We start from the raw sequence: 12,230 nt of genomic DNA, 5'->3' as shown, positions 1-12,230 counted from the left end.
CAGCGCAGCAATTACTTGCCGTCAGCCGTCGCCAGCAGCTTCGGCTTCAGCGCGGCATCCACCGGCTTATCGCCAATCCAGATCCGCATGATGGCGTTGAAAAACGCCACATCCGGCAGCGTCTCCCCCACCTTCTTGCCATTCAGCCAAGCCTGCGAGCCGGCGTTCGGGGTCCAGTCGACGATCAGCTCGTCACCCTTCTTCAAGCCCGGGAACTGGGCGAACATTTCGCCAAAGGCCTTGGTCTGAGGCAGCAGCTTGGTGCGTTCTTCCGCGCTGACATTGTCGTTCAGGCCTTTCATGAAGGCCATACCGAAGTCATCGGAAGTCAGGTCGCGCATCGGCATGATGCGGATGCGGCGCGGGCCAGGGGAAGCCAGCACTTCGGCCACGGTGGCCTTCTTGTCTTTCAGGTAGAAGCCCAGCGCATAGACTTTGAATACCAGCTTGGTGCGCACACCTGCGCCATTCAGCGTGAGTTCCTGTCCGGCTACCGTGACAGTGTCTGGGAATTTGATGCCGCCAATTTCAGCGGCGAATGCAGGCATGCTGGTCGCGGCCAGGAGGGCGGCGGCAGCGGCACCTTGCAGGATGGTACGGCGGGTAAAGCTCATTTTGTCTCCGTTGGTGTGGGTAGCCTTTTGCAATATAACGCAGAGCTACCCGTTTGGGGAGACATCAGCCTTTGTCGGCCTGCAGCTTTTCGAACTTGGCCATCAGCTGTTCCTTGCTTTCCCGCCAATCAGGGTTAAACGGAATGCAAGAAACCGGGCACACTTGCTGGCACTGCGGTTCGTCAAAGTGCCCCACGCATTCGGTGCACTTGTTGGGATCAATTTCGTAGATCTCCGGACCCATGTAGATCGCGTCATTCGGGCACTCGGGCTCGCACACGTCGCAATTGATGCAGTCGTCGGTAATCATTAAAGCCATGGCAATACTCGCTACTTATTCGCCCTTGCGTGCTGCGATTTTCTTGCGCAGCCAGCGGTCGACGGACGGGAATACAAACTTGGAAACATCACCGCCAAGTTCGGCAATCTCGCGCACGATGGTGCCGGAGATGAACTGGTACTGGTCGGATGGGGTCAGGAACAGCGTTTCGACATCCGGCAGCATATAGCGGTTCATGCCCGCCATCTGGAACTCGAATTCGAAGTCGGACACCGCGCGCAGGCCGCGCACGATTACGCGCGCATCGTGCTCGCGGATAAAGTCCTTCAGCAGGCCGGAAAAACTCTCAACCTTGACGTTTGGATAATGGCCCAGCACTTCATTGGCGATTTCCAGGCGCTCTTCGAGGGTAAAGAACGGGTGCTTGTTCTGGCTGTCGGCCACGCCGACGATCAGCGTGTCGAACAGCCCCGATGCGCGGCGCACCAGGTCTTCATGACCCCGGGTCAGCGGGTCGAACGTACCCGGATAAACTGCTACAACCATTACGGCTCCATGCGAGTGGATTAGGTTAAAGAAGGATTATGCCTCATTTTCAGGCAATGCCTGAAGCAGGTGGAAGTAGACCATGCCCGCCTTATCGGCGCGCACCACCTCCCAGCCTTCGAAGGCGAGCGGCACCTCCGCTTCGGCATACACCAGGCCGCCGTCCTTGAGCAGAGTGCGGCACAGGGGCAGCGAGCGCTCCAGCAAGCCTTGCTGGTAAGGCGGATCGAGGAAGATCAGGTCGAAACGGGCGCCACGGCCGGCCAGCGACTGGGCCGTCGCCATGGCGTCGCCGCGCTGGATGGCGATGTTGGTGGCCTTCAGTTTTTCGCGGTTGGCTTCCAGCTGACGCACCACGGCGCTGTTGGAGTCGATCATAGTGACCTTGGCCGCGCCGCGGCTGGCCGCTTCGAAACCGAGGGCGCCGCTGCCGGCGAACAGGTCGAGCACCTGGGTGTCGCTCCAGGCGGCATCCTGCAGGTGGTTGATCCAGTTGAAGACGGTTTCGCGTACGCGGTCGGGCGTCGGGCGCAGGCCGAGTGCTTCCAAAACGGGCAGCGGGGTGCGCTTCCAGTCGCCGCCGATGATGCGGACCTGGTTGGGGACTTTCTTCTTTTGCATGCCGGCATTATCGCATGCCGAGGCTATTCAGATCCTTGATCCAGCCCTCCATCCGCTTGTGCGCATGGGCCTTTTGCTCGGGCGTGGCAATCCGTACCACGGTATGGACAAGTTCCACCGTGCTTTGCGTATAGCTGTCGAAGAACGCTTTGCGCGGCGAGAAGCCGAAACGGTCGTAGCCAGAGCGTATCAGCTCCTCCACCCAATGCGTGGCTACTTCCTTGCTCGGTTTTTCGATCATGATCTTGCGCGCCAGCGCCATGATCTTGAGCTGGCGCCGGATGCGCTCGTCCAGCCACAGCTCGTTATCCAGCGGCCGCGCGTCGGAAGCCTTGCGGATAATGGCTTCCTGCTCGTTACTGAAGTCGCCGAACCACAGCTCGAACTGCTCCATCGATTTCTTGAAGCGGAACTTCTTCTGGTCCTCGGCATCGCCCTTCATATTCTTTTTGCGGAAATCGGCGTTGTTCTTGTTGAACTTCTTCTCCATGACTTCCAACTGCTCAGGCTTGAGCGAGAGCGCCATTTCGGCGATATCGGGCGCGGAACGCAGCAGCAGCGCCTCGGTGCGGTCGCGGATGTCCACATAATCGGCCATCAGGTCGGCCTGGGTGATGTTGCCGCTCAGCTGGCGCTGGCCTTTTTGCAGCAGCTGCACATAGTCCTGCAGCTGGGTTTTGCGGTGCCAGCGGAAGAAGTCGTCGATATCCTGCTTCACCTCGGCCTTCTGCTCGCTGTCGAAATCGACATAGGCGTCGAGCCACCAGTACAGCAGGGTGTCGGCGTTGTTATACGCCAGCCGCAGGGAGCTGCACGCTGCGAGCAGAATGGCAAAAGCCAGCACGAGGCACGTGTTAAACTTTTTCATTATTTCAACTCACACTAGAAACCACGGTCTATGAACGTTGTCATCCTCGCCGCCGGCATGGGTAAGCGCATGCAGTCGGCGCTGCCAAAAGTACTCCATCCCGTTGCTGGCAAGTCCTTGTTGTCCCACGTCATCGACACCGCGCGCAGCCTGTCTCCGGCCAAATTGTGCGTGATTTACGGTCACGGCGGCGCAGCGGTGCTGGCTTCGCTGGAGAAGCATAAAGCCGTTCCCGGTACCGAAATCTCTGCCGCGCTGCAGGAGCCGCAGCTGGGCACCGGCCACGCTGTGCAGCAGGCCTTGCCGCACCTGGATGATGACCAGCCTACCCTGGTGCTGTACGGCGACGTGCCGCTGACTTCCGCCGCTTCGCTGAAACGCCTGGCCGAAGCGGCTGGCAAGGACAAGCTGGGCATCCTGACCGTGGTGCAGGACAACCCGTTTGGCCTGGGCCGCATCGTCCGCGTGGGCGGCGCCATCCAGCGCATCGTTGAAGAGAAGGATGCCACAGAAGCTGAGCGCCTGATCAAGGAAATCAATTCCGGCATCATGGTGATCCCGACTGCCAAGCTGAAACAGTGGCTGGGCAACCTGAAAAACCAGAACGCGCAGGGCGAGTACTACCTGACCGATATTGTCGCCATGGCGGTGGAAGAAGGCGTGCAAGTGGTGTCGGCCCATCCGGCCGCGCCATGGGAGGTGCTGGGCGTGAACAGCAAGGCGCAACTGGCCGAACTGGAACGCATCTACCAGCGCAATGTCGCCAACTGCCTGCTCGATAAAGGCGTAACCCTGGCCGACCCAGCACGCATCGATGTGCGCGGCGAGCTTTCCTGCGGCCGCGATGTGACCATCGATGTCGGCTGCGTCTTCGAAGGCAAGGTGGAAATCGCCGACGGCGCCTCCATCGGCCCGAACTGCGTGCTGATCAACGCCCGCATCGGCGCCGGTGCCAACATCAAGGCCTTCACGCACATTGAGGACGCCGTGGTCGGCGCGCAAGGCCAGATCGGCCCATACGCCCGCCTGCGCCCTGGCACCGAGCTGGGCGACGACGTCCATGTGGGTAATTTCGTCGAGATCAAGAACAGCCAGGTCGCTGCGCACTCCAAGGCCAACCACCTGGCCTATATCGGCGACGCCACCATCGGCTCGCGCGTGAATGTGGGCGCCGGCACCATCACCTGCAACTACGACGGCGCCAATAAGTTCCGCACCGTGATCGAAGATGACGCTTTCATCGGCAGCGACAGCCAGCTGGTAGCGCCAGTGACCGTGGGCGCGGGAGCGACCATTGGCGCCGGCACCACGCTGACCAAGGATGCGCCAGCGGGCAAGCTGACCATCTCACGCCCGAAGCAGTTGACGGTGGAAGGCTGGAAGCGTCCGGTCAAGCAACCGAAAACTGGCGGCGGCGCTGGTAAGTAAATTTCACCAGTTCGGGGAAGAAGCGGTCAAAGCCTTCGGCGATCGTTTCGTAGTGCTGCTGCACTTCCCCGATCCCCTCGCGTAGCAGGTGGCCATTGCGGCTTAGCCTGTCCGACATGCGGGTCAGCGCCAGCTCGACCCCGCTGAAATCCCCATAAGCACCCAGCCAGTCCTGTTTGATCAACTTGGGCAGGATTTCGCGCAGGCGCTCCGGGAGCTGCTGCTCGTGCACCGACAGGGCGCCATAAAAGCGTTCAATCAACTGGCCGCGCGGCTCTTCGCAGTATTCATCCCAGCGCTGGCTCAGGATGTGGTCGTAGAACACGTCCAGCACGATGCCTGCATAACGCCGCCGTCCCTCGCTAAACAGGCTCTTGGCCTCGATCACCACCGGGTGGCTGTCCGTGAACGAATCGATAAAACGGTGCAGCGCGATCTCGTTCGCGATCTCCGGCGCATAGTGCTCGCCGCCGTTCGCCTTCACGAAATCGCCCAGCATGGCGCCGACCATGGCGGCATCGCTGTGGCGGGCGAGGTAGATATGCGCGAGGTAGTTCATCCGCCCATTCTAGTCTTGTGGATAAAGATGTGTAAAAGCCGGTGCAATTCCGCTTGAAAATAGCTGTACAGGTATTGGATAAGCCCAAAGTGGTATGCCCGAATTATCCACATTGCGAAGCGTGCAGCCTATGCTGTGGACAAGCCTGGGGAATACCAGCTAACAACCCCGGATAACTTAAAACTGTGGATAAGGATGTGGGGAACCCTGCGGAAAACGCAGGGATATGCAGTGGGAATCGCTGGAAAACTGTACGCCAGCTCGCGGGCGCTGTGGATGAATATGTGAATAAGCATGTGTTTACCCCGGGAAAACCGGGGATAACTGCTTCAAACCGGAATGCTGGTCTCGAACTTGCTGCGGAAAGTGGAAAAGTAGGCTTTCACGTTGCGCACATTGGCCTGGGTAGCGAACAGGCGGTGCGCCAGCGCGTGATAGGCCGGCATATCCGCCACTTGCACGATCAGCACGAAATCCGGCCCCGGCGATACCCGGTAGCACTGCAGCACCGCCGGTTCCGGCGCCACCAGCGCCTCGAACTCGGCCATCTTTTCCGCGGCCTGGATATCCAGGGAGATTTCCACAACCGCCGTCAGGTGCGAGCCCACCTTTTCCGGCGCTACCAGCGCCACCTCGCGTTCGATCACCCCGTTATCGCGCAAATGTTTGACCCGGCGCAAGCAGGTGGGCGGCGAGACATGGACCGCAGCGGCCAGTTCGGCGTTAGTCTGGGAGGCATCATTCTGCAAAGCATTCAGGATGCGGCGATCAATTTCATCAAAGTCCATAATATGAAAGAATATTTCGTGCTGCACACGGTGAGAAATATTCTTTCATTGTAGCGTCAAATGAGAAAGCAAATTTCTTAACGTCTGCTCTAGGATGCCTTCATTAACTATTTAAGAAGAGGTTCGTATGTGCGGTATCGTTGGCGCTGTAGCCCAGCGCAATATCACCCCTATCCTGGTAGAGGGCCTGAAGCGCCTGGAATATCGTGGCTACGACTCTTGCGGCGTTGCCCTGCACCTGGACGGCAAACTGCAGCGCTCGCGCAGCACCTCGCGCGTGGCGGACCTCGAAAAGCAGATCAATGAAGGCGGCCTGAACGGCTTTACCGGCATCGCCCACACCCGCTGGGCCACCCACGGCGCGCCAGCCTCGCACAACGCCCACCCGCACTTCTCCCCAAGCGAAGAGGCGGCCCGTATCGCCCTGGTCCACAACGGCATCATCGAGAACCATGACGAACTGCGCGCCGAACTGACCGCGCTGGGCTATGTCTTCACCAGCCAGACCGACACCGAAGTGATCGCCCACCTGGTCGACCACATGTACAACGGCGACCTGTTCGACACCGTGCAGCAAGCCGTCAAGCGCCTGCACGGCGCCTACGCCATCGCCGTGTTCTGCCGCGAAGAGCCGCATCGCGTGGTGGCTGCGCGCCAGGGTTCGCCGCTGATCGTCGGCCTGGGCCAGGGTGAAAACTTTGTCGCTTCCGACGCCATGGCGCTGGCCGGCACCACTGACCAGATCATCTACCTGGAAGAAGGCGACGTGGTCGACCTGCAGCTGGGCCGCACCTGGATCGTCGATGCCAATGGCAAGCAAGTGCAGCGCGAAGTGAAGACCGTGCATGCTCACACCGGCGCCGCCGAGCTGGGTCCATACCGCCACTACATGCAGAAGGAAATCTTCGAGCAGCCACGCGTGGTCGGCGACACCCTGGAAGGCGTCACTGGCGTTATGCCGGAACTGTTCGGTGACGGCGCCTACAAGGTTTTCAAGGAAATCGACCGTGTGCTGATCCTGGCCTGCGGCACCAGCTATTATGCCGGCCTGACCGCCAAGTACTGGATCGAGTCCATCGCCAAAGTGCCGGTCAACGTGGAAATCGCCTCCGAATACCGCTACCGCGATAGCGTGCCGAATCCGAAGACCCTGGTGGTGACCATTTCCCAGTCCGGCGAAACCGCCGACACGATCGCCGCGCTGAAACACGCGCGCGACCTGGGCATGCAGCACACCCTCACCATCTGCAACGTCTCCACCAGCGCCATGGTGCGCGAGTGCAAACTGGCCTACATCACCCGTGCCGGCGTGGAAGTGGGCGTGGCCTCCACCAAAGCCTTCACCACCCAGCTGGCCGCCCTGTTTCTGCTGACCCTGAGCCTGGCGCAAGTCAACGGCCTGCTGACCGACGAGCAGGAAGCGGCCCACCTGAAGGCCATGCGCCACCTGCCATCCGCCATCGGCTCCGTGCTGGCGCTGGAACCGCAGATCATCGCTTGGGCTGAAGAATTCGCGCGCAAGGAAAACGCCCTGTTCCTGGGCCGCGGCATGCACTACCCGATCGCCCTGGAAGGCGCGCTGAAACTCAAAGAGATCTCCTACATCCACGCCGAAGCCTACCCGGCCGGCGAGCTGAAGCACGGCCCGCTGGCGCTGGTCACCGACGAAATGCCTGTTGTCACCATCGCCCCGAACGACGCGCTGCTGGAGAAGCTGAAGTCGAATATGCAGGAAGTGCGCGCCCGCGGCGGCCAGCTCTACGTCTTCGCTGACGTCGACTCCCGCATCACCTCCGGCGACGGCTTGCACGTGATCCGCCTGCCGGAAAACTACGGCCACCTGTCCCCGATCCTGCACGTGGTCGCCCTGCAGCTGCTGGCCTACCACACCGCCCTGGCCCGCGGCACCGACGTCGACAAGCCACGTAACCTGGCAAAGTCGGTGACCGTGGAGTAAGCGTCAGCGCGGCGGCTGGCGGTTAGGCGCAAAGCCGTTTGCCGCCAGCGTCTCGTCGGCATTTTTATAGAAGGTGCCGATCTTGTAGATTTCGCGCGCTTCCTTGCCGTTGGCGACGGGACGCCCGAATTCGCGCGCAATGCGCACCAACTGCTCGATCTGTTCCACCGTGCTGATTTTGCGGGAGCGGTCCTGTGCCCACAGGTTATCCTCGATACCGCAGCGCACATGCAGGCCCATCGCCATGCCCATCATGTTCAGCGGCAGCGTGTTGAGCATCGAGCTCTCCACCGTCAGTACCGAGCCGTCCGGGCAGGCGCGCACGAAGTTGGCCAGGTTGTAGATGTTCGGCGCGTCGAAGCCGCCGCCAATCGCCACCCAGGTCAGGATCAGCGGCACGTTGCACACGCCGCGCCGCATCATGCGTTCCACCGTTTCCAGTTGCGGCACATTGGCCAGCTGGAAGTGGGTCTGGATGCCGCGTGCGCTCAGGCGGCGGATGTGCTCCTCCACCCATTCCGGGCCGGCCGGGATGGTCATCTCGCGGTAAGCAAAATAGCCCGGCGTGCCGACCGCCAGCGAGGTGCCGGCCACGTCGGCCGCCACCATCTGCTCCACCACGTTCATCTGGTTGGAATTGATGGCGATGGTGACCTGGTCCGGGCGCGGTTCGATCATGGCCAGCCCGTGGCGGGTGTCGTCCGACAGCCATTTGGCCGTTTCGCCTTCCTCGGTCGGGGCGAAGGAAATCGAGCCGCCGACCTGGATGATCATTTCCGGGCAGCGGGCGCGGATGCCGGCCACCAGCTCATTGGTGCGTTCCAGGCGCTTGGAGCCTGAGCCGTCATCCTCGCGGCCATGCAGGTGCAGTACCGTGGCGCCGGCGTTATAGCAGTCGACCGCCTTCTGGATCTGGGCTTCCAGCGATACCGGGATATCTTCCGGGAAGTCCGAAGGCTGCCATTCCGGCCCGTAGGGGGCGCAGGTGATGACCAGCTTATCCATGTTCTCGACAAAATGGGAACCGTCCATGAAGTTCATTGCACCTCTCCTTAGTCTTAGTAGGGCTTGTCGCCGATGATCGCGGCGCGTTCCATCTTGCGATGGCAGGGTGGGTAGTCCATCACTGCGTAGTGCTGGGTTGAGCGGTTGTCCCAGATCGCCACGCTGTAAGGCTTCCAGCGCCAGCGCACCTGGTATTCGGGGTTGTAGGCCTGGCTGATCAGGTATTGCAGCAGTTCGCTGCCCTGCTGGTTGTAGTCCTGGCCGTAGCGCACGTGCTGCTTGGTGTGGAAGTTGACCAGGTGGGTGGCGAAGGCGTTGACGAACAGGATCTTCTCGCCGGTTTCCGGGTGGGTGCGCACCACCGGGTGTTCGGCATCAGGGTACTCAGCCTTCATTGCCAGGCGCTTTTCGCGCGGCATGGCGGCCGCGAACGAGGCATTGAAGCTGTGGCTGGCGACCAGGCCTTCAATCTCCTGCTTTACGTGGCCGGGCAGCTTGTCGTAGGCCAGCACCATATTGGCCCACATGGTGTCGCCGCCGACCGCCGGCGTTTCGATACAGCGCAGCACACAGCCCAGGGCGGGCGTGGCGCGCCAGGTGCCGTCCACGTGCCAAGCGTTTTCGTACGCGTCGCGCGGGCTGTCCGGATCCTTGTAGATCTGCACCAGGCCGGGCGCATCGGGGTGGCTGGGCGCCATCGGGTGGGTTTCCAGCTGGCCCAGGCGCTGGGCAAACGCCATGTGCTGGCGGCGCGACAGCTTGTCCAGGCCCTGGTCGCGCAGGAAGAGCACCTTGTGTTTGAGCAGGGCCGCGTAGATTTCCTGGAACAGGCCGTCGTCTTCGACGGCATCGCCCAAATTCACCTCCAGCAGTTCTGCGCCAAGCGCGCAGGTCAATGGTTCCAGCTTCATTTCTCGATCTCCTCTGTATTCCCTCGCTTTGGGGATAAGCCACTATAGGCAGGCGAGCCGTTCAGCTTTTCCCATAACGCGCCAAGTTTTTAGCAATTTGCGCCAAACAGACAGTTGGTATTAGGATGGAAGCGAAGGAGAGGCAAGCGATGACGACATTGATCCGGGTCACCACCTTGACCGGCTATTTCCGGGTAGCGCACCGTCACGGGCTGGATCCGCTGGGACTGCTGCGCGAAGCAAAAATCGATGCCGCCAGCCTGGGCAAGGCTGACTACCGCATTCCGGTATCAAGCGCCTGCTGGCTGCTCGACACCTCGGCGGCGCGGGCGGGCTGCCCGACATTTGGCCTGGAGATGGCGGAACTGCGCAATAAAGACGATGCAGGGCCAGTCGGCATCCTGTTGGCGCACCAGCGCACCCTGCGCGAAGCGCTTTACGCAATCGTCCAATATCGCAGCCTGCTGAACGATGCACTGGGTTTGCATATCGAGACGGGCGGCGAACTGGTGACCCTGCGCGAGGAAATCATTGCCGATGTACCGGGCAAGACCCAGCAGGCGATGGAGCTGGCGATCGGCATCCTGACCAAGATTTGCCGCGGGCTACTGGGCCAGCGCTGGAAGCCGCGCAGCGTCCATTTCACGCATGCCGCCCCAGCTGACCGGCGCTTTCACCGCGCCTTCTTCGACTGTCCAGTCACTTTTGGCAGTGATTTCAACGGCATCGTGTGCGCTGCGGTTGATCTAGATGTGCCCAATCCGATGGCCGACCCGGAGCTGGTGCGCTATGCGGAAACACTGACACGGCCGCTCAACCAGTCACAGACAGGTTTGCTGACGCTGGAGGTCCGCAAGGCGATCTATTTGCTGCTGCCGATGGAGCAAGCGGCCGTTGACCAGGTAGCGCGCAAACTCAACCTGAGCAGCCGTACTCTCCAGCGCCAGCTGGCGGCCGCGGGAACCGATTTTTCGACCCTGCTGAGCGATGTGCGCCATGAGCTGGCGATGCGTTACCTGGCCAATGTGCGTTATCCGATTGGCCGGATCGCGGCGTTGCTTGGTTTTTCGCGCCAGGCGTCATTCACGCGCTGGTTCATTGGCCGCTGCGGTATGACGCCGCGCACTTGGCGGACCAATCATAAAAATGGGGGCGGCAAAGAGGCGGAAGTTGTCATACAATAGTTTATATTTTGAAATTAAAATTTCAAAATGGAAATGCCGAAGCCTGGAGTTTCTATCAAATGCGCGACACAACACACTGCCCCGACCCGCAACGCGTGCTGGATTATGACCCCAGCCGTTTACTGGATGCCCTGGTTTCACGCCTGGAATTGAAAAACGATGCAGCGCTTGCGCGTGCTTTGGAAGTTGCGCCGCCCATCATCAGCAAGGTCCGCCATCGCCGCACCTCGGTGAGTGCCTTGCTGCTGATCCGCATGCATGAGGTTTCCGACTTATCGATCAGCGATCTACGCTATTTGATGGGCGACCGGCGCAAGAAGTTCAGGATCAGCGAAGCCGACGGCAGGCCTAAGCATTGACACCTGCCCGGCTGCCGGAACGGATGGCAGCCGGAACAAATGTTCAGGTTCAATCGACAGTCGCGCCGCTGTCCTTCACTACCTTGCCCCACTTCGCGTGTTCGGCCTGCACGAACTTGCCGAAGTTTTCAGGCGTGTCGCCCACATAGGCCGAACCGGTATCGGCCAGCACCTTCTGGAAGTCGGCGCCCTTCATCACTTTCTGCGCTTCGGCATTGATCTTGGCCACCAGCTCCTTCGGCGTGCCGGCTGGCGCGAACAGACCGTACCAGGCGTAGGATTCGATGCCCGCCACGCCGGATTCGGCAAAGGTCGGCACATCCGGCATCAGCGGCGAGCGCTGGGCGCTGGTGACGGCGATGGCTTTCACTTTGCCGCTCTTAATGTGCGGCATGATCGCGATGGTGCTGTCGAACATCAGCGGGATATGGCCGCCCAGCAGGTCGGAAATCGCTGGCGCAGAGCCTTTGTACGGCACGTGGTTCATCTGCAGCTTGGTGGTGCTGGCGAACAGCTCGCCGGTCAGGTGCTGTGGGGTGCCGTTGCCGGAGGAGGCGAAGGAGAAATCGCCCTTCTTCGACTGGATGTACGCCATCAGCTCCTTCAGGTTTTTGGCCGGCACGGACGGGTGGGTCACCAGCACCAGCGGTACGCGCAGCAGGTTGGTGACCGGCGCCAGGTCCTTCAGCGGGTCGAAGGTCATGTTCTTGTACAGGCTCGGATTGATGACGATCGGGGCGCTGGAAGTCACCAGCAGGGTTTGGCCATCCGGCTTGGAGCGCACCACCGCAGCGGTGCCGATATTGCCGCCACCACCGGCGCGGTTGTCGATCACGAACGGCTTGCCCAGGTTTTCATTGAGGCCTTTGCCAAGTGGACGGGCGGCGATGTCGGACGGGCCACCCGGCGGCCATGGCACAACGACGGTGACGGTGCTGCTTGGCCAACTTTGGGCGAAAGCACTGACCGACAGAACAGACGCCGCGATTGCGAAGGAGAAGAGACGCATACCTGATCCTTTACGAAGTAATGTAGTGCAAGAGTAGCATCATTGCGCCGCAGCGCATGTACGTACTATCCCGGAGAAGGAATGTCAAAAAGTGTAACCGT

14 protein-coding genes are annotated in these 12,230 nt (G+C 60.9%); 4 read left to right on the top strand and 10 right to left on the bottom strand.

From position 1 onward, the window contains the following. Positions 1-11 precede the first annotated feature (11 nt). The 5 genes from AAHE99_RS06615 to AAHE99_RS06595 all read right to left on the bottom strand — a co-directional run bounded on the left by AAHE99_RS06615 (position 12) and on the right by AAHE99_RS06595 (position 2,929). Positions 12-614, bottom strand: a complete 603-nt coding sequence (locus AAHE99_RS06615) for a chalcone isomerase family protein (protein WP_342115648.1) — start codon at positions 612-614, stop codon at positions 12-14. 64 nt (positions 615-678) lie between these two features. Then, complete coding sequence (locus AAHE99_RS06610; RefSeq protein WP_342115646.1) at positions 679-933, bottom strand: YfhL family 4Fe-4S dicluster ferredoxin; 255 nt, start codon at positions 931-933, stop codon at positions 679-681. Between the two features lie 15 nt (positions 934-948). Beyond that, positions 949-1,440 (bottom strand): pantetheine-phosphate adenylyltransferase, encoded by a 492-nt coding sequence (gene coaD, locus AAHE99_RS06605; RefSeq protein WP_342115644.1) that lies wholly within the window; start codon positions 1,438-1,440, stop codon positions 949-951. Positions 1,441-1,476: 36 nt separating this feature from the next. Next, positions 1,477-2,061, bottom strand: coding sequence for a 16S rRNA (guanine(966)-N(2))-methyltransferase RsmD (gene rsmD / locus AAHE99_RS06600; RefSeq protein WP_342115642.1), 585 nt, complete (start codon positions 2,059-2,061; stop codon positions 1,477-1,479). 7 nt (positions 2,062-2,068) lie between these two features. Beyond that, a complete protein-coding gene (locus tag AAHE99_RS06595) occupies positions 2,069-2,929 on the bottom strand; it encodes a DUF6279 family lipoprotein (RefSeq protein ID WP_342115641.1) in 861 nt (286 codons plus the stop codon). Positions 2,930-2,959: 30 nt separating this feature from the next. Here AAHE99_RS06595 and glmU point away from each other — a divergent pair, with 30 nt between their 5' ends. Next, the gene (gene glmU / locus AAHE99_RS06590) at positions 2,960-4,357 is read left to right on the top strand and encodes a bifunctional UDP-N-acetylglucosamine diphosphorylase/glucosamine-1-phosphate N-acetyltransferase GlmU (RefSeq protein ID WP_342115639.1); all 1,398 of its coding nucleotides are present in this window, start codon (positions 2,960-2,962) and stop codon (positions 4,355-4,357) included. On the opposite strand, the gene AAHE99_RS06585 is transcribed toward glmU, so the two are convergent. Together AAHE99_RS06585 and AAHE99_RS06580 are read right to left on the bottom strand one after the other, a co-directional pair. Then, positions 4,320-4,916: an acyl carrier protein phosphodiesterase gene (locus AAHE99_RS06585; protein WP_342115638.1), complete on the bottom strand. Its 597-nt coding sequence runs from the start codon at positions 4,914-4,916 to the stop codon at positions 4,320-4,322. The genes glmU and AAHE99_RS06585 overlap by 38 nt on opposite strands. Positions 4,917-5,245: 329 nt before the next feature. After that, complete coding sequence (locus AAHE99_RS06580; protein WP_342115636.1) at positions 5,246-5,704, bottom strand: Lrp/AsnC family transcriptional regulator; 459 nt, start codon at positions 5,702-5,704, stop codon at positions 5,246-5,248. Between the two features lie 127 nt (positions 5,705-5,831). Here AAHE99_RS06580 and glmS point away from each other — a divergent pair, with 127 nt between their 5' ends. Then, positions 5,832-7,661, top strand: a complete 1,830-nt coding sequence (gene glmS, locus AAHE99_RS06575) for a glutamine--fructose-6-phosphate transaminase (isomerizing) (RefSeq protein WP_342115634.1) — start codon at positions 5,832-5,834, stop codon at positions 7,659-7,661. Positions 7,662-7,664: 3 nt separating this feature from the next. Here the strand turns inward: glmS and AAHE99_RS06570 are convergent, their stop codons facing one another. Both AAHE99_RS06570 and AAHE99_RS06565 read right to left on the bottom strand, forming a co-directional pair. Further along, a complete protein-coding gene (locus tag AAHE99_RS06570; protein ID WP_342115633.1) occupies positions 7,665-8,702 on the bottom strand; it encodes a 3-keto-5-aminohexanoate cleavage protein in 1,038 nt (345 codons plus the stop codon). Positions 8,703-8,719: 17 nt separating this feature from the next. Further along, on the bottom strand, positions 8,720-9,577 hold the full coding sequence (locus AAHE99_RS06565; protein WP_342115631.1) for a TauD/TfdA dioxygenase family protein: 858 nt from the start codon (positions 9,575-9,577) through the stop codon (positions 8,720-8,722). A gap of 149 nt (positions 9,578-9,726) precedes the next feature. Between AAHE99_RS06565 and AAHE99_RS06560 the strand changes: the two genes are divergently transcribed. After that, the gene (locus AAHE99_RS06560) at positions 9,727-10,761 is read left to right on the top strand and encodes an AraC family transcriptional regulator (RefSeq protein WP_342116030.1); all 1,035 of its coding nucleotides are present in this window, start codon (positions 9,727-9,729) and stop codon (positions 10,759-10,761) included. 59 nt (positions 10,762-10,820) lie between these two features. After that, positions 10,821-11,120, top strand: a complete 300-nt coding sequence (locus tag AAHE99_RS06555; RefSeq protein WP_342116027.1) for a hypothetical protein — start codon at positions 10,821-10,823, stop codon at positions 11,118-11,120. 49 nt (positions 11,121-11,169) lie between these two features. On the opposite strand, the gene AAHE99_RS06550 is transcribed toward AAHE99_RS06555, so the two are convergent. Beyond that, positions 11,170-12,129 (bottom strand): Bug family tripartite tricarboxylate transporter substrate binding protein, encoded by a 960-nt coding sequence (locus AAHE99_RS06550; RefSeq protein ID WP_342115629.1) that lies wholly within the window; start codon positions 12,127-12,129, stop codon positions 11,170-11,172. Positions 12,130-12,230: the final 101 nt, after the last annotated feature.

Origin of the sequence: Pseudoduganella sp. OTU4001 (genome assembly GCF_038440195.1) — a bacterium.
Lineage (GTDB): Bacteria > Pseudomonadota > Gammaproteobacteria > Burkholderiales > Burkholderiaceae_D > Rugamonas.
This window is presented reverse-complemented; position numbering and strand designations above follow the sequence as displayed.